The organism is Streptomyces sp. NPDC012835, assembly GCF_042900885.1.
GTDB lineage: Bacteria > Actinomycetota > Actinomycetes > Streptomycetales > Streptomycetaceae > Streptomyces.
Genome location: NZ_JBIBBW010000002.1, coordinates 596,309 through 617,464 on the forward strand (window position 1 = coordinate 596,309; position 21,156 = coordinate 617,464).

General features: G+C 70.0%; 20 protein-coding genes. 9 read left to right on the forward strand and 11 right to left on the reverse strand.

The features are described from left to right. Positions 1–89: 89 nt before the first annotated feature. Positions 90–1,253 carry an HpcH/HpaI aldolase/citrate lyase family protein gene (locus ACFY6S_RS10150; RefSeq protein ID WP_388821279.1) on the reverse strand — a complete coding sequence of 388 codons (1,164 nt, stop codon included), beginning with the start codon at positions 1,251–1,253 and terminating at the stop codon, positions 90–92. A gap of 220 nt (positions 1,254–1,473) precedes the next feature. Here ACFY6S_RS10150 and ACFY6S_RS10155 point away from each other — a divergent pair, with 220 nt between their 5' ends. After that, positions 1,474–2,340 carry a TerD family protein gene (locus ACFY6S_RS10155; RefSeq protein ID WP_388821282.1) on the forward strand — a complete coding sequence of 289 codons (867 nt, stop codon included), beginning with the start codon at positions 1,474–1,476 and terminating at the stop codon, positions 2,338–2,340. A gap of 120 nt (positions 2,341–2,460) precedes the next feature. On the opposite strand, the gene ACFY6S_RS10160 is transcribed toward ACFY6S_RS10155, so the two are convergent. The 6 genes from ACFY6S_RS10160 to ACFY6S_RS10185 form a co-directional block, all read right to left on the reverse strand. Then, the gene (locus ACFY6S_RS10160; RefSeq protein ID WP_388821285.1) at positions 2,461–3,201 is read right to left on the reverse strand and encodes a Tellurium resistance; all 741 of its coding nucleotides are present in this window, start codon (positions 3,199–3,201) and stop codon (positions 2,461–2,463) included. 163 nt (positions 3,202–3,364) lie between these two features. Continuing rightward, positions 3,365–4,498 (reverse strand): DUF475 domain-containing protein, encoded by a 1,134-nt coding sequence (locus tag ACFY6S_RS10165; RefSeq protein ID WP_388821287.1) that lies wholly within the window; start codon positions 4,496–4,498, stop codon positions 3,365–3,367. A gap of 50 nt (positions 4,499–4,548) precedes the next feature. Continuing rightward, positions 4,549–5,124, reverse strand: a complete 576-nt coding sequence (locus ACFY6S_RS10170; protein ID WP_388821290.1) for a TerD family protein — start codon at positions 5,122–5,124, stop codon at positions 4,549–4,551. A 231-nt stretch (positions 5,125–5,355) separates the two neighbouring features. After that, positions 5,356–5,931 (reverse strand): TerD family protein, encoded by a 576-nt coding sequence (locus tag ACFY6S_RS10175; RefSeq protein ID WP_388821293.1) that lies wholly within the window; start codon positions 5,929–5,931, stop codon positions 5,356–5,358. 176 nt (positions 5,932–6,107) lie between these two features. Then, positions 6,108–6,575, reverse strand: coding sequence for a peroxiredoxin (locus ACFY6S_RS10180; protein ID WP_388821296.1), 468 nt, complete (start codon positions 6,573–6,575; stop codon positions 6,108–6,110). A 192-nt stretch (positions 6,576–6,767) separates the two neighbouring features. Continuing rightward, positions 6,768–7,205, reverse strand: a complete 438-nt coding sequence (locus ACFY6S_RS10185) for a DUF3052 domain-containing protein (RefSeq protein ID WP_329068604.1) — start codon at positions 7,203–7,205, stop codon at positions 6,768–6,770. Positions 7,206–7,664: 459 nt separating this feature from the next. Between ACFY6S_RS10185 and aceE the strand changes: the two genes are divergently transcribed. Next, positions 7,665–10,397 (forward strand): pyruvate dehydrogenase (acetyl-transferring), homodimeric type, encoded by a 2,733-nt coding sequence (gene aceE / locus ACFY6S_RS10190; protein WP_388821299.1) that lies wholly within the window; start codon positions 7,665–7,667, stop codon positions 10,395–10,397. A 95-nt stretch (positions 10,398–10,492) separates the two neighbouring features. Here the strand turns inward: aceE and ACFY6S_RS10195 are convergent, their stop codons facing one another. Further along, positions 10,493–10,912: a peptidase inhibitor family I36 protein gene (locus ACFY6S_RS10195; RefSeq protein ID WP_388821627.1), complete on the reverse strand. Its 420-nt coding sequence runs from the start codon at positions 10,910–10,912 to the stop codon at positions 10,493–10,495. A 702-nt stretch (positions 10,913–11,614) separates the two neighbouring features. Between ACFY6S_RS10195 and ACFY6S_RS10200 the strand changes: the two genes are divergently transcribed. Then, entirely contained in the window at positions 11,615–12,820 is a 1,206-nt protein-coding gene (locus ACFY6S_RS10200) for an alpha/beta hydrolase (protein ID WP_388821302.1), read from the forward strand. A 115-nt stretch (positions 12,821–12,935) separates the two neighbouring features. Further along, a complete protein-coding gene (locus ACFY6S_RS10205; protein WP_388821305.1) occupies positions 12,936–13,859 on the forward strand; it encodes a DUF4429 domain-containing protein in 924 nt (307 codons plus the stop codon). Between the two features lie 138 nt (positions 13,860–13,997). Here ACFY6S_RS10205 and ACFY6S_RS10210 read toward each other — a convergent pair whose 3' ends face one another. Next, positions 13,998–15,014 carry an aldo/keto reductase gene (locus ACFY6S_RS10210; protein WP_388821308.1) on the reverse strand — a complete coding sequence of 339 codons (1,017 nt, stop codon included), beginning with the start codon at positions 15,012–15,014 and terminating at the stop codon, positions 13,998–14,000. A gap of 18 nt (positions 15,015–15,032) precedes the next feature. Continuing rightward, positions 15,033–15,497: a MerR family transcriptional regulator gene (locus tag ACFY6S_RS10215; RefSeq protein ID WP_388821630.1), complete on the reverse strand. Its 465-nt coding sequence runs from the start codon at positions 15,495–15,497 to the stop codon at positions 15,033–15,035. Positions 15,498–15,947: 450 nt separating this feature from the next. Here ACFY6S_RS10215 and ACFY6S_RS10220 point away from each other — a divergent pair, with 450 nt between their 5' ends. Continuing rightward, on the forward strand, positions 15,948–16,175 hold the full coding sequence (locus tag ACFY6S_RS10220; protein ID WP_388821310.1) for a hypothetical protein: 228 nt from the start codon (positions 15,948–15,950) through the stop codon (positions 16,173–16,175). 102 nt (positions 16,176–16,277) lie between these two features. Then, positions 16,278–17,102, forward strand: coding sequence for a serine hydrolase domain-containing protein (locus tag ACFY6S_RS10225; RefSeq protein WP_388821313.1), 825 nt, complete (start codon positions 16,278–16,280; stop codon positions 17,100–17,102). 71 nt (positions 17,103–17,173) lie between these two features. Here the strand turns inward: ACFY6S_RS10225 and ACFY6S_RS10230 are convergent, their stop codons facing one another. Continuing rightward, entirely contained in the window at positions 17,174–17,833 is a 660-nt protein-coding gene (locus tag ACFY6S_RS10230) for a pirin family protein (RefSeq protein ID WP_388821315.1), read from the reverse strand. 39 nt (positions 17,834–17,872) lie between these two features. Here ACFY6S_RS10230 and ACFY6S_RS10235 point away from each other — a divergent pair, with 39 nt between their 5' ends. From ACFY6S_RS10235 to ACFY6S_RS10245, 3 genes are all read left to right on the forward strand, one after another. After that, on the forward strand, positions 17,873–19,078 hold the full coding sequence (locus tag ACFY6S_RS10235) for a PucR family transcriptional regulator (RefSeq protein WP_388821317.1): 1,206 nt from the start codon (positions 17,873–17,875) through the stop codon (positions 19,076–19,078). Between the two features lie 89 nt (positions 19,079–19,167). Next, positions 19,168–20,109, forward strand: a complete 942-nt coding sequence (locus tag ACFY6S_RS10240) for an ACP S-malonyltransferase (protein ID WP_388821319.1) — start codon at positions 19,168–19,170, stop codon at positions 20,107–20,109. Positions 20,110–20,123: 14 nt separating this feature from the next. Then, complete coding sequence (locus ACFY6S_RS10245) at positions 20,124–21,125, forward strand: ketoacyl-ACP synthase III (protein WP_388821322.1); 1,002 nt, start codon at positions 20,124–20,126, stop codon at positions 21,123–21,125. The last annotated feature ends 31 nt before the right edge of the window (positions 21,126–21,156 follow it).

Sequence of the window (21,156 nt, forward strand, 5' to 3'; positions counted from 1 at the left end):
GTTGACGATCTCTTCCTTCGGCGCGCCCTTCGACGCGTGTGACAGTGCCGCCCCGGTCCCGCCGGCGCGGCCGGCCCGCTCCCCGGCGCTCACTCCACCAGGCCCGCCGCGAGCAGCTCCACGAAGCCGACGTCCTCCCGCGCCACGCCGAAGACCTCGGCGCGGCGCAGTGTGCGCTCGGCCCAGGCGCGGTGCGGCTTCACCTCGTTCATTTTGTTCGTGTACGCGGAACGCAGCACTCCGCCGCCGTCGCGCTCGGGCCGCAGGATGTCCCGGGCGTCGCTGAACTCCTCGTGGCTGACGACCGAGAGCGCGTGCACGGGCGGCACATGGGAGGGGTGGATGCAGGTCTTGCCCTGAAGGCCGTTGGCGCGGTCGAGCGCGATCTCGCGCAGCAGTCCGTCGAGGTCGTGCTCGATGAGGTTCGTCCGCAGCTCCTCCGCGCGGCCCTCCAGGAAGGGACTGCGGCGCAGCTGCGGTTTGAACATGCGTTCCTGGAGCCGGAAGTACTCCCAGACCGGGCCGGTGATCGTGAAGCCGGAGCCGTCGGCGCGCCCCAGCACATTGACGACGTCCGCGATGACGGCGGCCACGATCCGGACGTCGTACGCCGTCATGTCGGGCGACCGGCGCAGGCCGTAGGCGGAGCAGAAGTCGGTGACGCCGAGGCGCAGCGCGAGCACTCGGTCGCGGTACTTGTCGACGACTCCCGCTATGCCGGTGAGGGTGCGGGTCCTGGTCTCCAGGTGGAGCAGCTCGGGGGATTCGAGCACCGGCATCGCGTACAGCGTGCGTCCGCAGGCGCTCTCCGCCTCCGTGAGGGCCTCCAGGAAGGGGACGCCGCGCTCCTCGGTGAACTTGGGGAGCACGAATCCGGACAGCAGCCGCACGGTCTGTCCGAGCCTGCGCACCAGGTCGGGGATCTGCTCGGGCTCACGGACCCGGATGAACAGCAGCGGGGTCCCGACGCCGCGCCCGTCGAGGTCGGCGAACTGCCGCACGAGATTGGCCTCGGCGTCCGCCACCTCGGAGTCGTGGATGGAGTCCTCCAGGCAGAGCACCATGGAGACCACACCGCGCCCGGCCTGTTTCAGCACGTCGTCCGCGAGCCTGGGCCGGGTCGCGGGGCTGTAGAGCGTCGCGCCGAGGGCGGCGGAGAGCAGGGGTGCGGGGGAGTCGGCGGTGAAGTCGCACGGCTCCTGATGGAACAGGCCCTCTCGGGCAGTGGGCGGGATATGCCCGAAATGACGCATTTCAATCCCCCGTGCTGCCTTAATGGCCTGTCGGTCAGGTGGCCGGTAATAGTACGTACGAGCGGGTGTCAAGAGTTCCCCGGGTTGATGAATTCCCGGTAACTCGTCCACATCACGCCACGGCCGCGCCGAGGGCGCCGGCTCTCCCCCGCGATCCCACGGCGTGCCGGACGGGGCCCCGCGTTGTCCGCGCGGGGTCGGGGAAGGCAGGATGATTCGCATGACGCACGCGATGCTCAAGGGCTCGAACGTCCCGCTCGACACCATGGCCGTACGGGCCGTGCTGCACTGGTCCCCCGGCCCCGGGGTCCCCGACGTGGACGCGTCCGCCCTGCTGCTCGGAGCCGGGGGCCGGGTGCGTTCCGACGAGGACTTCGTCTTCTACAACCAGCCGCGCCATCCGTCGGGACTGGTGCGGCGGCTGCCGAAGAAGCAGGTCGGCGAGATGCTGACGGATACCGTCGAGGCCGATCTCGGTGCGCTGGACGCGTCGGTCGACCAAGTGGTGCTCGCCGCCTCGTCGGACGGGGCGAGCTTCCAGCACGTGGACGACCTGCGGATACTGCTGTACGACGCGGGCTCGGCCGACGGCGAGCCGCTGGCGGTCTTCGATGTGCAGCCGGAGACCGGCGAGGAGACCGCGATCATCTGCGGCGAGCTGTACCGGCGCGGGGACGGCTGGAAGTTCCGGGCGGTGGGGCAGGGCTACCCGACCGGTCTGGTCGGTCTGGCCACGGCGTTCGGCATCTCGGTGGACGAGTCGGAGGAGTCCGGGGAGGCGGGAGGGGCCGACGCGGACGCCGTCGCCTCGGCCGACGCGCCCACCCGCCTCATCCCGATCCCCGACCCCGCCACGGGCGCTCCGCCGTCGCCGGACCTGCCACCCGAGCTGCCGGCGGACGGAGCCGGGTACGGCTACCCGCAGCCCGCCCTGCCCGCTTCCCCGCCACCGTACGGCTACCCGCAGCCGGTGTCGGCGCCGCCGCAGCCCGCGTACGGCTACCCGCAGCCGGCGGCGGCCGCCGCGCCCGCCCCCGACCCCAACTTCCGGCTGCCCCCGATGGGGCCGCAGTTCCTGCGGCAGTGACGGGGCGGCCCGGACCGCGCGGACGGCCGGGCGAAGCCACCGCTCGGCTCCCGTTCTCCCCGGGCCCGGACCTGCGACGTGTTCGTTCGGACCTTCGGCCTGGTCAGCCCCTCGTCCCGCTCAGGTCTTCGTCTTGAAGCCGCGCCCCCACTGAAGGCCCCATCCGTACAGCCGGTCCAGTTCCGCCTGGAATCCGTACACGTACTTCACCTCGCGGCGCACGACCAGCTCGCCCTTCACCTTGTCCAGCGAGAACACCGCGCAGGAACGGGCCTGCGGCTCGTGCTCGTCGAGGTCTATCTCGATGCGCGGGCCATTGCTCGGATAGAGCGTGACATGCGCACGGGTACGGTCGAAGGCTGGCGTCTGGTCGTAGATGTAGACGAAGAACAGCAGCCGCTGGATGTTCTCCCGCTGGTCGAGGTTGACGTAGACCGTCTCCCCCGAGCCAGCGCCGAACCGGTCGTCCCCGCTGAGCTTGACGTACGGCGGCCCGTTGAGGTCGCCGAGGAAGTTGCCCAGCGGCTGCACCACGCCCTTGCTGCCGTCGGTCAGTTCGTACATGCAGCCCAGGTCGAGGTCCACATTGACGACGCCCTGGGTGTGTGCCTGGACGACCTCCGGTTTGAAGAGTTTGAGCGGGTTGCTCAGCAGCCGGCCGCTCTGCCGGGACCGCTCCCCGATGTCCGATGTACGCATCTGCCAGGAGAGGTTGACCCGCAGGTTCCCGGTCGCCGCGCCCTGTTTGGAGAGCGAGACCGTCGGATGCCGCTTGGTCAGCTCAATGGAGTTGGACGCGGCGTTGCCCGAATCGAATTGCGACGCCCGTTGCCCCGGCCACAGGTTGTCCCAGAAGGCCATGCCCCCACCCCATCTCTGTCGTCAACTCGCCATACCCGGCGCACAGTCACGGGGCGGCCGCAGGCTCGCGCCTCGCGACCGCCCCGTGGACAGCGTTCCCTCAATCCCCGGTGAATCACACCCCGGAGGACCGGCTCATATGAGGGCTCACCGGCGCATGATCTCAGACGTGGAGCGCCGTCTTGTCCCCGTTCTTGTCCCCGCCCTCGGCCTCCAGCGCCTTGTTGCGGCGCACGGAGGACCAGAAGGCGGCGGCGATGAGCACGACGCCGACCAGACCGGTGACGATCTCGTTGATGGAGTGCTCGATGGTGACGAGCAGGATCACGGCCAGCGCGCCGATCGCGTAGTGGGCGCCGTGCTCCAGATAGACGTAGTCGTCCAGGGTGCCCTCGCGGACCAGGTAGACCGTGAGCGAACGGACGTACATCGCGCCGATGCCGAGACCGAGCGCCATCCAGAAGATGTGGTTGGTGATGGCGAAGGCGCCGATCACCCCGTCGAAGGAGAAGGAGGCGTCGAGGACTTCGAGGTACAGGAAGAGGAAGAACGCGGCCTTGCCCGCCATGCCGGCCACCGAGACCTGCTTGCCCTCGGCCTTGGCCCTCTCCTCCTCCTCGTGCTCACGCTCCTCGTCCTCCTCCAGCTTGTCCTCGAAGTAGCCGGAGAGCCCGCCCACCACGAGATACGTGATCAGGCCGGCGATGCCCGCGAGCAGCACGGTGGCGGACTTGTCCTGGTACCCGGTGCTGGTGTGGGCGTCGGTCGCGAAGGTCATCGCCGCGACGAGGAGGACGATCAGCGCGACGCAGACCGACAGCATGTCGACCTTGCCGAGCTTGGCCAGCGGACGCTCCAGCCAGCTCAGCCACTTGATGTCCCGGTCCTCGAAGATGAAGTCCAGGAAGATCATCAGCAGGAACATACCGCCGAAGGCGGCGATGGCCGGATGCGCGTCGGTGACGAGGTCCTCGTACCGCTCCGGGTTCTGCACCGCCAGTTCGACGGCTTCGATGGGGCCGACCTTGGCGCTGATGGCCACGATGACCACGGGGAACACCAGTCGCATGCCGAAGACGGCGATGAGAACACCGACCGTGAGGAAGATCTTCTGCCAGAAGGCATTCATCTTCTTCAGGATTCCGGCGTTGACGACCGCGTTGTCGAACGACAGGGAGATCTCCAGGACCGACAGGATCAGCACGATCCCGAACGCCTGCCACCCCCACTGCCAGGCGGCGAAGGCGAGGCCGAGCGCCGTGATGGCGAACGACCAGCCGAAGGTTTTCAGGATCACTGGCTACCCCATTTTGTGTTAACGGGATTTCCCCCGTGCAGAGCACTGCTTTACGAAACGTTGACCCCGAAGTCTAGGGCGATGCCCCGCAGCCCGGACGCGTACCCCTGGCCAACGGCCCGGAACTTCCATTCGCCGCCGTAGCGGTACAGCTCGCCGAAGATCATCGCCGTTTCGGTCGAGGCGTCCTCGCTCAGGTCGTACCGCGCGAGTTCCTGTCCGTCGGCCTGGTTGACCACACGGATGAAGGCATTGGCGACCTGGCCGAATGTCTGGCCCCGATTGTCGGCGTCATGGATCGAGACCGGGAAAACGATCTTGTCGCAGTGGGCCGGGACCTTGGAGAGGTCGACGAGGATCGACTCGTCGTCGCCCTCCCCCTCACCGGTCAGATTGTCACCGGTGTGCTCGACAGAACCGTCCGGACTGGTCAGATTGTTGTAGAAGACAAACCATTCGTCGCCCATCACACGGCCGTTCTGGCAGAGCAGCGCGCTGGCGTCGAGGTCGAAGTCGGCTCCGGTGGTGGAGCGCGCGTCCCAGCCGAGCCCGACCAGCACCTGGGTGAGGTTCGGCGCGGCCTTGGAGAGGGAGACATTGCCTCCCTTGGCGAGTGTGACGCCCATGATGTGAAGTCCTCCCCGAGGTGGTGGGTGGTGCGTAGGTCAGGACGCGCCTGACGTCCTGCCCGTTCCCCGACCGATCATGCGAAACCGGTGATCGTGCGGTCCGTCACGGACCGGGGCCCGCGTGACGCGGATTCGGTACGAAACGTGTGCGGCGCCGCACTCGCGGTGCGACGCCGGACACGCAGGAGTCGAGTGGCCCGGACCGCCCGGGCCCTCTTGTTCGGTGGCTCAGACGTTGACGCCGAAGTCCTGCGCGATGCCGCGCAGGCCCGAGGCGTACCCCTGGCCGATCGCGCGGAACTTCCACTCCGCGCCGTTGCGGTACAGCTCACCGAAGACCATCGCCGTCTCCGTCGAGGCGTCCTCGGTGAGGTCGTAGCGCGCCAGCTCGTTGTTGTCGGCCTGGTTGACCACGCGGATGTAGGCGTTGCGTACCTGGCCGAAGGACTGCTGCCGGCTCTCCGCCTCGTAGATGGAGACGGGGAAGACGATCTTGTCGACATCGGCGGGGACCCCGGCCAGATTGACCTTGATCGCCTCGTCGTCGCCCTCGCCCTCACCCGTGAGGTTGTCACCGGTGTGCTCGACGGAGCCGTCAGGACTCTTGAGGTTGTTGAAGAAGACGAAGTTCCCGTCGGCGGTGACCTTGCCCTCGGTGTTCGTCAGCAGGGCGCTGGCGTCGAGGTCGAAGTCGCTGCCGGTGGTGGTGCGGGCGTCCCAGCCCAGACCCACGGTGACCGCGGTCAGGTTGGGCGCGGCCTTGGTCAGCGAGACGTTGCCGCCCTTGCTGAGACTGACTCCCACGAGTCCTCCCTATGGTTTGGGGCCGGCGAGCGAGCCGGGCGCCCCTTGGTGCGTTGCCACTCGATCAACGTCTGGATCCTAGTGACGGGTTCCCCGATACGACACGATTTCGACAGTCGCGTGCGCGTTTTCGACGGTCGCGTCGGAAGGGAGCCGGCGACGGCGGCCGGCCGGGCTCAGAGCGCGGCCAGGGCCGCGAGGTACGCGTCCGGGTCCCGGGCGTCCGGGAGGTCGTTGACGACGGTCCAGCGCACCGTGCCCGTCTTGTCGATGAGGAAGGTCCCGCGCACCGCGCACCCCTTCTCCTCGTCGAAGACGCCGTAGGCGCGCGAGACCTCGCCGTGCGGCCAGAAGTCCGACAGCAGCGGGTACTCCAGGCCCTCCTGCTCGCCGAAGACGCGCAGGGTGTGGATGGAGTCGTTGGAGACGGCGAGCAGCTGCGTGTCGTCGTTGACGAACGAGGACAGCCGGTCGCGCAGGGCGCTCAGCTCACCGGTGCAGACGCCGGTGAAGGCGAAGGGGTAGAAGACCAGCACGACGTTCCTGGCCTCGCCGGGCGCGCGCAGGTCGGACAGGCGGACGGTCCGTCCGTGGTTGTCCTTGAGGGTGAAGTCGGGGGCGGGGGCGCCGGCCTCGATCGCCATGCGTGCACGTCCTTCTCGGTGCGGGCTCGACAGTCGCCGTCCACCCTAACGATCCGCTCCACGCCCGGCCCCGCGCCGGGTCCGTGAGCACGGAGCCCCCACCGACTGGGGTCGGCGGGGGCCCTCAAGGCTGCGTGCTGGGCCAGGGGCCCCGGGCTGCTGCGTCTTGCGCGCTCGTAGCGGCGCTCGGAGTCAGCGCTTGGACTTCGCCGCCTTGGGCGTGACGAGCCGGCTTCCGGCCCAGTCCTTGGCGACGCTGACGCTCTTGGTCTGGGACAGACCCGCCGTCTGGGACGCCTCGTTGATGTCGCTCGGTTCGACGTAGCCGTCACGGCCCGTCTTGGGCGTCAGCAGCCAGATCACGCCGCCGTCCTCGATCAAACCGATGGCGTCCACCAGCGCGTCCGTAAGGTCGCCGTCCTCGTCACGGAACCAGAGCAGGACGGCGTCGGCCACGTCCTCGTAGTCCTCGTCGACGAGCTCCTGGCCGATGATGGCCTCGATGGACTCGCGGAGCTCCTGCTCGACGTCGTCGTCGTAGCCGATCTCCTGGACCACCTGTCCGGGTTCGAACCCAAGCCTCGCGGCAAGGTTGGTCCGTTCCTCCGCGTGGTCCGCGGTCGCGCTCACGGATTGCCTCCTGATCATGTTTCGGATAAATGCTTCGGCCGCGCGCGTACGCGGGGCATTGGCCGTAGTCCACACGGGCGGAGCGGATCGCGCAAGTACCCGGCTGCCGAGACCGCCGAAACGGTGACGATCCGGGCCCCTTCGTGGCATCTCCTGCCACTTCGCCCCCACCCGCTGTGACGCAGGCCATACACTTCCTCCTTCTTTGCCATGTTATGCCGTTTCGGTACATCAATCAGACCCGAACGACCGAACAGAACGCATGGACGGGTTGGGCGTAAGGTTGCGATTTGAACCGGCACGACCTGCGGGCCGGGGCGGGATTTTCCGGGGATTGCCCGGCGAGCATGGGTTACCCCTCGGTAGAGATGACGTTTCTCGGCGCCGCGGTACACGATGGATGCGGCGTACGTGCCCCAGCTCCGCCCCCCGCCCCCGACCGAACAGTGAAGGAAAAGCGTGGCTTCCGGATCCGATCGCAACCCGATCATCATTGGCGGCCTTCCCAGCCAGGTCCCGGACTTCGATCCCGAAGAGACCCAGGAATGGCTCGACTCGCTCGACGCAGCGGTCGACGAGCGCGGCCGCGAGCGCGCCCGTTATCTGATGCTCCGGCTGATCGAGCGCGCACGCGAGAAGCGTGTCGCCGTCCCCGAGATGCGCAGTACGGACTACGTCAACACCATCGCCACCAAGGACGAGCCGTTCTTCCCCGGCAACGAGGAGATCGAGCGCAAGGTCCTCAACGCCACCCGCTGGAACGCCGCCGTGATGGTCTCGCGCGCGCAGCGTCCCGGGATCGGGGTCGGCGGCCACATCGCCACCTTCGCCTCCTCCGCCTCCCTGTACGACGTGGGCTTCAACCACTTCTTCCGGGGCAAGGACGGTGGCGACGGCGGCGACCAGATCTTCTTCCAGGGCCATGCCTCCCCCGGCATCTACGCCCGCGCCTTCCTGCTCGACCGGCTGAGCGAGGCGCAGCTCGACGCGTTCCGCCAGGAGAAGTCGAAGGCCCCGTACGGACTGTCCAGCTATCCGCATCCACGGCTGATGCCGGACTTCTGGGAGTTCCCGACGGTCTCGATGGGCCTCGGCCCGCTCGGCGCCATCTACCAGGCGCGCATGAACCGCTACCTGGAGGCGCGCGGTATCGCGGACACCTCCGCGTCGCACGTATGGGCCTATCTCGGCGACGGCGAGATGGACGAACCCGAGTCGCTGGGCCAGCTGTCCATCGCCGCCCGTGAGGGCCTGGACAACCTGACGTTCGTGGTGAACTGCAACCTCCAGCGCCTCGACGGCCCGGTACGCGGCAACGGCAAGATCATCCAGGAGCTGGAGTCGCAGTTCCGCGGCGCCGGCTGGAACGTCATCAAGCTGGTCTGGGACCGTTCCTGGGACCCGCTGCTCGCGCAGGACCGCGACGGCGTGCTGGTCAACCGGCTGAACACCACACCGGACGGTCAGTTCCAGACGTACGCCACCGAGACCGGCGCCTATATCCGCCAGCACTTCTTCGGCGACGACCAGCGGCTGCGCGCCATGGTCGAGAACATGTCCGACGACCAGATCCTGCATCTGGGCCGCGGCGGTCACGACCACAAGAAGGTCTATGCGGCGTACGCGGCCGCCAAGGCGCACAAGGGCCAGCCGACGGTGATCCTGGCGCAGACCGTCAAGGGCTGGACGCTGGGACCGAACTTCGAGGGCCGCAACGCGACCCACCAGATGAAGAAGCTGACGGTCGCCGACCTCAAGGGCTTCCGGGACCGGCTGCATCTGCCGATCTCCGACCGGGAGCTGGAGGACGGCGCGCCGCCGTACTACCACCCCGGCAAGGACTCGGAAGAGATCCAGTACATGCACGACCGGCGCAAGTCGCTGGGCGGGTACGTGCCGACCCGGGTGGTGCGGGCGAAGCCCCTGACGCTCCCCGAGGACAAGACGTACGCGGCGGTGAAGAAGGGATCGGGGCAGCAGTCGATCGCCACCACGATGGCCTTCGTCCGGCTGCTCAAGGACCTGATGCGGGACAAGGAGATCGGCAGGCGTTTCGTGCTGATCGCCCCCGACGAGTACCGCACCTTCGGGATGGACTCGTTCTTCCCGAGCGCCAAGATCTACAACCCGCTGGGCCAGCAGTACGAGTCGGTCGACCGCGAGCTGCTGCTCGCGTACAAGGAGTCCCCGACCGGGCAGATGCTGCACGACGGCATCTCGGAGGCGGGGTGCACGGCGTCGCTGATCGCGGCCGGCTCCTCGTACGCCACGCACGGCGAGCCGCTGATCCCGGTGTACGTCTTCTACTCGATGTTCGGCTTCCAGCGGACCGGCGACCAGTTCTGGCAGATGGCCGACCAGCTCGCGCGCGGCTTCGTACTGGGTGCGACCGCCGGGCGTACGACGCTGACCGGCGAGGGGCTCCAGCACGCGGACGGACACTCCCAGCTGCTGGCCTCGACCAACCCGGCGTGTGTGGCGTACGACCCCGCCTACGGCTTCGAGATCGCGCACATCGTCAAGGACGGTCTGCGCCGGATGTACGGGCCCGACAGCGAGGACGTCTTCTACTACCTGACGGTCTACAACGAGCCGATCCAGCATCCGGCGGAGCCCGCCGACGTCGACGTGGACGGCATCGTCAAGGGCATCCACCTCTTCCGGCGGGGCGAGGAAGGCTCGATCCCCGCGCAGATCATGGCGTCCGGCGTGGCCGTGCCGTGGGCGGTCGAGGCGCAGCGGATCCTCGCCGAGGAGTGGAACGTCAGGGCCGACGTCTGGTCGGCGACGTCCTGGAACGAGCTGCGCCGCGAGGCCGTGGACGTGGAACGGCACAATCTGCTGCACCCGGAGGAGGAACAGCGTGTGCCGTACGTGACGCGCAAGCTCTCCGGTGGGGAGGGGCCGTTCGTGGCGGTCTCCGACTGGATGCGTTCGGTTCCCGACCAGATCGCGCGCTGGGTCCCGGGCCGGTACCAGTCGCTGGGCGCGGACGGTTTCGGTTTCGCGGACACCCGGGGCGCGGCCCGCAGGTACTTCCACATCGACGCGCAGTCGATCGTGCTCGGGGTGCTGACGGAGCTGGCCGGGGAGGGCAAGGTCGACCGCTCGGCGCTGAAGCAGGCGATCGACCGCTACCGGCTGCTGGACGCGTCGGCGGCCGACCCGGGCGCGGCCGGCGGGGACGCCTGAGCGCGCGGTCCGCCACCACGCGCGGCAGCGCCGCACGAGTGAGGTGGTGCGGGGGCGGCGGGCTCGCGGAGCCGGCCGCCCCCGCTTCCCGTTCCTCACCTTTCCCAGATCTTGAAGGCACGGACGCGGTAGGGCGAGCGCGGTGTCCAGGTGCCCCCGCCCGGATAGGTCTCGAACTGCCCGGTCGTCCCGCACTCGGCGGACTGGTACGTGGTCACGGGCCGCCCGGTGCGGTTGGCCAGCGAGTGCACGGTGACGCCGACCGGAAGCGGTACGCAGCTGTCGATGTCGGTGTCGGACAGGTCGTGGACGCGCCGTACGCCCTTGAATTCCTCCTGCTCCCACAGGCACAGCTCCCCGGCGGCGCAGTCCCCCCGTCTGGCCGCCGCGGTGGGGGCCGCGGCGGCGGAGTGGCCGGCGGGCGCGGCGGAGACGGTCTGCGGCAACAGCGCGGTGAGGGCGAGCGCCCCGACGGTGGCGGCCTTCGCCGTACCCGGTGAGGTGAGTGCGGACATGAGCCGGTGCGTGAGCCCGGACATGAACGTGGTGCGGCGCATTTCGGATGAACCCCCGTGTCGTACGAATTCGATCACCACCACCCTGACCTGCGAGGCCGTGCCCACGGAAGGCCCGGCGGCGCCCTCCACCCTGATAGGCGACCGGCCCGCCGGAACCTTTCGGCGGCCCCCAAAGCGGTCGGAGGTTGACGTCGGGTCATCTCATCGCTGACGTGGAAGGGGCACCCTTCGGTCGCTCGCGTCCGTACGGGCGCCGAGATCCGTCAGCGGAGCGACAAGAACCGCCACGACCGCCGCCTCGGGGCACGGAGCGCGCTGATCCACCAGGTGCGCGTGGGTCCGCCACGACCACGACCAAGCGCGCCGCCCTCAGTGAAATATCACCGAAAGTCACTGCGGCGGCGGGGGGGACGGTCCGTCCGCACGCACAGCACCGGGCCGGTCGGCCAGAGCCCGTTCGGATGAATTTTTCTCCCACCGCGCGAACGCCCGCGCAGAAAATCCCCCCGCCGCGCCCTTCGCCCGTTCGGGCCCGGCACCATGGGCGCCACGGCCTGTCGGCCACCCCTCCGCGACACGCCGGAGCGTGCATCGGAACTCCACGGCGGGTTAGGTTACCGACGGTTCAATCCCCCCTGACGGGTGATCTCTCCCACCCTCGTCGCGAAGCCCCTGATCAGCCCTCTACGCTGGTAGGCAGTGAATTCCTTCGAGTCATCCCCCACCCTCAACGCATGGCGCGCCGTCCTCGCCCTCGCCGTGGTGTTCGTGATGCTGACGACGACCGGCTGGACCGCCGTGGCGAATCATCGCGGCCCCGGCGAGCCGCTGAAGGTCGCGCTCAACGCATGGGAGAAGGGCCGGATAGGCGCCCGTCACCTGCCGTCCCCGACCGCGCCGCCGAAGCTGCTGGCCGCGTTCTTCGCATCGCTCAGCGCCGCGGAGCAGGCCAGGCTGGCGGCGAAGTATCCGCTCGTGGTCGGCAATCTCAACGGCGCCCCGGTCACCCTGCGCTACCAGGCGAACCGGCTGGCACTGATGCGGGCGCGGGAGGCCGACGAGGAGCGCGTGCGCGACGGCAGACTGTCGAGCGAGGGCCGGCTGGTGGCGAGCCGGCGCGTGGAACGCTACGAGTCGATGCTCGGCGGCGACCGGCAGATCCTCGCGTTCGACCCGTCGGGCAACGGCCGGGTCGCCGAGGTGCTCGGCGACCTCGACCAGGCGAAGCGGGTCTCGGTCGTCGTGCCCGGCGTGGACACGAACATCCTGACCTTCGAGAAGTCCGACAACTGGTACACCGCCCCGGCGGGCATGGCCGAGTCGCTGTACGCGGCCGAGCGCGCCGTCGCACCCAGCACGCCCACGGCGGTCATCGCCTGGGCCGACTACACCTCGCCCGCCGGGCTCGGCATGGACGCGGCGATCGGCAAGCTCGCCGAGGACGGCGCCGTGCGGCTCGCCGCGCTCACCGCCGCGCTGCCGGGCACATCGGAGGTCTCCCTCTTCTGCCACAGCTACGGCTCCGTCGTGTGCGGCGTCGCCGCGCACGCCCTGCCCGCCCGCGTCACCGACGTGGCCGTCGCGGGCAGCCCCGGCATGCGGGTCGGCAACGCGGCGCAGCTGCGCACGAACGCACACGTCTGGGCGACGCGGGACGGCGACGACTGGATCCAGGACGTGCCGTATCTCGCGGTGGGCGGCCTCGGGCACGGCGCGGACCCGGTGGCCAGGGGATTCGGGGCCAGGGTCGTCTCGGCGTATGGCGCGGTCGGGCACACCGGCTACTTCAAGCCCGGCACGGAGAGCCTCGACAACTTCGCGGACATCGGCGTCGCCTCGTACCGCGCCGTGAGCTGTGCCGATGGTGGCGCGTCCTGCCGGAGCGGAGCCGGCGCCACGGGCTGACCCGGTGCCAGGGGCCGAACCGGCGTCCCGCTGACTGCCCCACCGCGCCGACGCGCGTAGAAATCGCGCGCCCGGGCAGGGGACGCCACAGCGCGCGCCGCCTACGATGAAGCGTATGGGTGATGTGCTGACGGGGCTCCATGCCACCTGGGAGTTCGAGAGCGACTCCGTGCTCATCCGCTTCGAACGGGGGATCAGGACACCGAAGTTGTTCCAGGCGCTGGGGGCGCTGGGCGAACGCCGTGTCCCCCACGAGGCGCTGGAGTCGGTGACGCTGGCCCCGGGGAAGCGCGGGACGGTGGTGCTGCACGCCGTGCCGAGAGCGGGCGCGGATCCGCTGGCGCAGGCCGCGGCGGGCCAGCTCAGAGAGAGCGTCGATCCGTACCGGCTGGTGCTGCCCGCGGAGCGCGAGCCCCTGGCCGCTTACTGCGCCGACGAGTTGCGCTCGGCGCTGTCCCGGGACCGCCTGCTGCGTCGCGAGGAGCCCGCCGAGCGCTACCTCGTGGCCGCGCCCGAGCCTCCGCTGCACTTCAAGGCGTACGACGGCAAGGCGTCCTTCGACGGGGAGCGGGTGCTGTTCCGCTGGTTCAGGACCGGTGCCTCCTCCGCGAAGTGGAAGGCCGGCGACCAGAACGTCCCGGTCGCGGACCTGCAAGGGGTCGAGTGGCGCTCCCCCGACCTCTTCGACGGCTATCTGCGGCTGCTGCGACGCGACGGTGCGCCGGGGGCCCCCGGCCCCGACGGCGCGGGGGGTGCGGACGCCGCCGCCCGCGCCGACCACGACCCCGCTGCCGTCGTCTTCGGGCTCGGCTACGGCCCGGTGCACGAGTCGCTGCCCTTCGCGGCGGCCGTGCTCGAAGCGGTCCAGGGGACGACCGGCAGCCGCGCGGCGGTCCCCGTACCGGCGCTCGCCGTCCCGCGCCGGGACCCGGCGGATGTCGCGGACTCGATCCGCCACCTCGGGGAGCTGCACAAGGCGGGGCTGGTGACGGACGAGGAGTTCACGGCGAAGAAGGCGGAGCTGCTGGAGGAGCTGTGACGGGCCTGCGACCGCCCGCCGCCGACCGCGCACCCCGCCGCCCGGCAGCGCTGCCGGCCCCTGCCCGACCCGGCCACCGCGCACGCGCCAGGTCCGGCCGGGGCACGGCCCGGCCCCCTTTGAGCCCCTGACGTGGTGCTACGCGCGCCCGGCCGAGGTGGAGGTCATGTCGGCGTAGCGGCTGCCCGCGACCTGGGCGGCGATCGACTCCAGGAGCCGCATCTCGCTCTCGGTCAGGATGAGACGGGTCGCGCCCGCGTTCTCCTCGATCCGGCTGCGCCTGCGGGTGCCCGGGATCGGGACGACGGCCAGGCCGTGCAGCGGCGCCTGCTGCTGCACCCAGGCCAGCGCGACCTGGCCCGGGGTGGCGCCGCGCCCCTCGGCGATCTTCCGTACGGGTTCGAGCAGCGCCGCGTTCGCCGCCGCGTTGGCGCCGTTGAAACGAGGCTGCCGACGGCGGAAGTCGTCGGCGGTCAGCTCCTGTTCGGCGTTGACGAACGCGCCGGTCAGGAAACCCCGGCCGAGCGGGGAGTACGGCACGAGCGCCACGCCCAGTTCGGCGGCGGCAGGCACGGCGTTCTCCTCGACGTCGCGGCTGAACAGCGACCACTCCGACTGGAGCGCGGTGATCGGGTGCACGGCGTGCGCCGCCCGCAGCTCGTCGCCGGTGACCTCGCTCAGGCCCAGGTACTTGACCTTGCCTTCCGACACCAGCTCGGCCATGGCGCCCACCGACTCCTCGATGGGGACGTTCACATCGCGCCGGTGCATGTAGTAGAGGTCGATCTCGTCCACGCCGAGGCGCTGGAGGCTCCCCTCCACACAGGCGCGGATGTAGGCCGGGTCGTTGCGGATGGTCCGCTTCGCGGGGTCCTCGGGGTCGGTGCCCAGCGCGAACTTCGTCGCGAGGACGATCTCGTCGCGGTGCGCCTTGACGAAGGGGGCGAGGAACTTCTCGTTCTCCCCGTCGCCGTACACGTCCGCCGTGTCGTACAGGGTGACGCCCAGCTCCAGCGCGCGTTCCAGGGTGGCCCGTGCCTCGTCGGCGTCCGTCGGCCCGTACGCCCAGCTCATCCCCATGCAGCCGAGCCCCTGGGAACCGACCTCGGGACCAGCGGTGCCGAGACGTACTTTCTCGATCCTGTTGTCACTCATGTTGTCGGTCATCAGGGTTCAGACCCTCTCCGACGCCCTGCCGGCGTCCGCGTAATAACTGATCTTGTAGTCGAGTACCGCGACCGTCTCCCGGAGTTCCGCGATCCGGTTCAGCACATCACGCCGCGTTCGCGCCAGCAGCTCCCGGCGCTCCTCGAACGTCTCCTCCCCTACCCGGATCAGCTCCGCGTAACGGACCATGTCCGCGACGGGCATCCCGGTCAGCCGCAGCTTGGTGACGAAGGAGAGCCAGTCCAGGTCCGCGTTGCGGAAGCGGCGCTGGCCGGTGTGGGACCGGTCGACGTGCGGCATCAGGCCGATGCGCTCGTACCAGCGCAGGGTGTGCGCGGTGAGTCCGGTCAGAGCGGCCACCTCGCTGATCGTGTACTGATCGTCACCGTCGGCGCGTGGATGCCTGGGCTGCGACGAGGCGCAGGACTGCTCGCCGTCCATCCGTGCGGGGCTGCTCTCGATCAGCGTCATGTATTCCACGCTAAATCCTTGGAGTGCACTCGAAGCAAGCCGAAAAGGGCCAAGATTCTCACGGCGCGGCCCGGTGCGGGAGAACGGGCCATGCCGGACCGGGGCACGGAGAACCGGGGCACGACGGATAACCGGGGCACGGAGGACGAAACGGGGCATGCCCGCACGAGATCACGCTCATCCAGGGATCTTTGTAAGGGGCATGTAACAGAGATCGAATCATTATTGATCGCAAACGATCAACGTGATGGGCTGCGTGAAGCCGAGGGAAGCACCGGGCCGGACACGGACGCGTGGCCGGTGAGCGTACGCCTCGGCCGGTTCCGGTACGGGAACAGCGCTGGGCGACGGACGACTGGGTCCGTCTCCGGCCCCCGCTGCCGAAGCCGTGGAAAGGCGCGGCCCGCTCGCCTCGCGATCGGGCCGCTGACTGCACAGAAGGAGAAACACATGCGTAGGAAGCTCGCAAAGGCCGCCGTCGTCGTGGCCGGAATCGCGGCCATCGCCGGCGGAACCACCATGACCGCCCAGGCGGCCGAGGGCGCGCCGATCAAGATGGCCGACTTCGAGCTGTGCAAGGCATGGGGCGACTCCTTGAAGAGTCAGGGCGTCATCACGGGCTACCACTGCGACAACATGAACGCCGAAGAGCAGTGGTACCTCACGCCCGTCTACTAGATTCACCGGTCCCCATCGGCGGACCTGCCGGCAGAAGCACGGCCATGAAGGACCGGGCCCTCGCGGGTCCGGTCCTTCGGCGTCCTGGTTAGGCTCGTCGCCATGCAGAGCCTGACGATGATCGAGAACTGGCCCGTACCCACCGCCGCCGCCGCCGTCGTACGGGCGGACGGCGCCGTCGTCGGATCGTACGGCCCGACGTCGCACCGGTTCCCGCTCGCCTCCGTGACCAAACCGCTGGCCGCCTACGCGGTGCTGGTGGCGTACGAGGAAGGCGCCGTGGAGCTGGACGAGCCGGCCGGGCCCGAGGGGTCCACCGTCCGGCATCTGCTCGCGCACACCAGCGGACTGGCCTTCGACGAGCACCGCGCCACCGCCGCTCCCGGCACCCGCAGGCTCTACTCGAACGCCGGGTTCGAGGTGCTCGGCGCACATGTCGCCGAGGTGACCGGTATCCCGTTCGCCGACTATCTGCGCGAGGCGGTGCTCGAACCGCTGGGCATGGCCGCGACCTCCCTGGCCGCGGACGGCTCGCCCGCCAAGGACGGTGTCTCGACCGTGGACGACCTGGTCCGGTTCGCCGCCGAACTCCAGGCGCCCCGGCTGCTGGACGCGCGGACGGTGCTGGAGGCCATGACCGTCGTGCACCCCGGGCTCTCCGGGGTGCTGCCGGGCTACGGGCACCAGAAGAACAACGACTGGGGTCTGGGCTTCGAGATCCGGGACGCCAAGTCCCCGCACTGGACGGGCGCTTCGTCCTCGCCGCACACCTTCGGGCACTTCGGCCAGACCGGTACGTTCCTGTGGGTCGACCCGGACGCGGGCGCGGCGTGCGTGGCGCTGGCGGACCGGGCCTTCGGACCGTGGGCGGTCGAGGCGTGGCCGCCGTTCACGGACGCGGTGCTGGCGGAGCTGCGCGCCGGCTGATCCGTACGCGGACTGAGCCGTGCGGGCTGATCCGTACGGGCCCCGGGAGGCGCGGACCACGCGCCCGCCCGTCAGCCCGGCATCTCCCAGAGCAGCACCTCCGCGCCCGCCGGGCCCGCGACCAGTTCCCGTCCCGTCCCACCGGTGATCCGGGCCGAGTCCCCGGGGCCCAGGGGTTCTTCCGCGAGCCGGCCGCCGCCGCGCACCACGTGCAGGTACACATACGGCGCCTCGGGCACGGCGACGCGTTCGCCCGCGCCCGGACGCCGTACGCGCAGGACCGCTCCGGCCCGCTCCACCGCGTACGGAACCGAGTCCCGGACGCCCCGCACGACCTCGTACGCGGGCTCGCCGCCCGGCTCCAGGGGGGCGAGCCACATCTGCACGAAGACCAGCGGCTCCGGGCCGTCGTTGCGCTCCACGTGCCGTACCCCGGACGCCGATCCGAGTCGCTGGAGGTCGCCCGCGCGCACCACGGTGGCGTGTCCCGCGGAGTCGCGGTGGGTCAACTCGCCCGTCACGACCCAGGTGACGATCTCGGTGTGGCTGTGCGGGTGTTCGTCGAATCCGGCGCCGGGCGCGAGCCGTTCCTCGTTGCAGGCGAGGAGTGCGCCGAAGCGCAGGTTGTCCGGGTCGTAGAAGCGCCCGAAGGAGAAGGCGTGCAGGGATTCGATGCCTGCCGCCGGGTCGCCTCCGGCGTACCGCTGGGCCGCGTGCCGTACGAGAATCACGCGCCCACCGTAGCCCCGGGCCCGCACCCTCCTGTCACGATGAGGCAGTCTTGTCCCGTGCCAGAAGCCTCGAACGAACCCCGTCCGCATCCGCATCCCGCGACGCTGCGGCGGCTGGAGCGGTCCTCCGGCCGGCTCGCCGCGGACGCCATCGCCCGCATGGACGAGACACTGCCGTGGTACCGCGCGATGCCGCCGGAGAACCGTTCGTGGATCGGGCTGGTCGCCCAGGCGGGGATCGCCGCGTTCACCGAGTGGTTCCGGCATCCGGAGACCCCGCAGGCCATCTCGACGGATGTCTTCGGCACGGCGCCCCGCGAGTTGACGCGGGCGATCACTTTGCGTCAGACCGTGGAGATGGTGCGTACCTCGATCGAGGTCATGGAGAGCGCGGTCGGCGATGTCGCCGCGCCGGGGGACGAGAGCGTGCTGCGCGAGGCGCTGCTGGTCTACGCGCGGGAGATCGCCTTCGCGACCGCCCAGGTGTACGCGCAGGCCGCCGAGGCGCGTGGCGCGTGGGACGCGCGGCTGGAGTCGCTGGTGGTGAACGCCGTGCTCTCCGGGGAGGCCGACGAGGGCACGATCTCGCGGGCGGCGGCCCTCGGCTGGAACTCCCCGGAACACGTCTGCGTGCTGCTCGGCACCGCGCCCGACGGGGACAGCGAACTGACGGTGGAGGCGATCCGCCGGGCCTCCCGGCACGCCAAGCTCCAGGTGCTCACCGGGGTGCTGGGCAACCGGCTCGTGGTGATCGCCGGTGGCAGCGACAACCCGCTCCAGGTCGCCAAGGCGCTGATCGGCCCGTACGCGGCGGGGGCCGTCGTGGCCGGTCCCGTGGTGCCCGATCTGCTGGCCGCCACGAAGTCGGCACGGGCCGCCGCCGCCGGGCTGAAAGCGTGTTTCGCCTGGCAGGACGCCCCGCGGCCGGTCCTCGCCGACGACCTTCTGCCGGAGCGCGCCATCGCCTCCGACCCCGCCGCCCGCGATCAGTTGGTGGAGGAGATCTACAGACCACTGGAAGAGGCCGGGTCGGCGCTGCTGGAGACGCTGAGCGTCTATCTGGAGCAGGCGAGCAGTCTGGAGGGAGCCGCGCGGATGCTCTTCGTCCATCCCAACACCGTGCGCTACCGGCTGCGACGTGTGACTGACGTCACCGGCTGGTCACCGTCCGACGTCAGGTCGGCGTTCACACTGAGGATCGCACTGATCCTGGGGCGCTTGGCCGACGGGGATCCACGGTCCTAGACTTTTGTCGTACCCCAACAATTCCCCCAGCGGTTCTTCGTTCCCCTCCCCACGGGCGGCGAGGACCGTCCACAAGAGAGAGTGTGAGAGTGCTCGTACTCGTCGCTCCCGGCCAAGGCGCTCAGACGCCCGGCTTCCTGACTCCCTGGCTCGATCTGCCCGGCGCCGAAGCCCGGCTGCGGGCGTGGTCGGCCGCGCTCGATCTCGATCTGGTCCACTACGGCACGGCAGCCGACGCGGACGAGATCCGCGACACCGCGGTCGCGCAGCCGCTGCTGGTGGCCGCCGCGCTGCTGTCGGCGCGTCAGCTCTTCCCCGCGGCCGAGGACGTCGTGCGTGACGTCGGTGCCACGGCGGGCCACAGCGTCGGTGAGCTGGCCGCGACCGCGCTGGCCGGTGTGCTGGACGACGACGACGCCATGCGGCTCGTACGGGCCCGCGGACTGGCGATGGCCGAGGCCGCCGCCGTCACGGAGACCGGTATGTCGGCGCTGCTCGGCGGCGACCCCGACACCACGCTCGCGCATCTCGACAAGCTCGGCCTGACGCCGGCGAACGTGAACGGCGCGGGCCAGATAGTGGCCGCCGGCACGCTCGAACAGCTCGCTGCGCTCGCAGAGGACAAGCCGGAGGGCGTACGGCGCGTGGTCGCGCTCAAGGTCGCCGGCGCGTTCCACACCCACCACATGGGTTCCGCCGTCGCGCGACTCGAAGCGGCCGCTTCCGCCGTCCCCGCCGCCGATCCGCTCGTACCGTACGTCTCCAACAGCGACGGGCGGGCCGTCGCCACCGGGGCCGAGATCATGACCCGGCTGGTCGGTCAGGTGGCCAACCCGGTGCGCTGGGACCTGTGCATGGAGACCTTCCGGGCGCAGGGCGTGACCGCGCTGCTCGAACTGTGCCCCGGCGGCACCCTCACCGGCATCGCCAAGCGCGCGCTGCCGGGAGTGAAGACCCTCGCGCTGAAGACCCCCGACGACCTCGACGCCGCCCGCGCGCTGATCGCCGAACACTCCTCCACGGCTGAATAAGGAGCCAGAGAGCAATGGCGAAGATCAAGCCCGGCAAGGGCGCTCCGTACGCACGCATCATGGGTGTGGGCGGCTACCGCCCGACCCGGGTCGTGCCCAACGAGGTGATCCTCGAAACGATCGACTCGTCCGACGAGTGGATCCGCTCCCGCTCCGGAATCGCGAGCCGCCACTGGGCCTCCCCCGAGGAGACCGTCGCCGCGATGTCCGTCGAGGCGTCCGGCAAGGCGATCGCGGACGCGGGGATCACCCCCGAGCAGATCGGTGGCGTGATCGTTTCCACCGTCTCGCACTTCAAGCAGACCCCGGCCGTCGCGACGGAGATCGCGGACCGGGTCGGCGCCGGCAGGCCCGCCGCGTTCGACATCTCCGCGGGCTGCGCCGGCTTCGGCTACGGGCTGACCCTGGCCAAGGGCATGGTCGTGGACGGCTCGGCCGAGTACGTCCTGGTCATCGGCGTGGAGCGGCTCTCGGACCTGACCGATCTGGAGGACCGCGCGACGGCCTTCCTGTTCGGTGACGGCGCGGGCGCCGTGGTCGTCGGACCGGCGTTGGAGCCGATGATCGGCCCGACGGTCTGGGGCTCCGAGGGCGACAAGTCGGACACCATCAAGCAGACCGTGCCGTGGGACGACTACCGTGAGGGCAGGCCGGAGAAGTTTCCGGCCATCACCCAGGAAGGCCAGGCGGTCTTCCGCTGGGCAGTTTTCGAGATGGCGAAGGTCGCCCAGCAGGCGCTGGACGCCGCCGGAATCACCTCGGAGGAACTGGACGTCTTCATTCCGCACCAGGCCAACATGCGGATCATCGACTCGATGGTGAAGACTCTGAAGCTGCCGGAGAGCGTCACGGTCGCGCGTGACGTGGAAACCACCGGCAACACCTCGGCCGCCTCGATCCCGCTCGCGATGGAGCGGCTTCTGGCGACCGGACAGGCGAAGAGCGGCGACACCGCGCTCGTCATCGGCTTCGGGGCGGGTCTCGTCTACGCGGCGACGGTCGTTACCCTCCCCTAGGCACCGGATCCGTCCGGAGCCCGTAACCGCT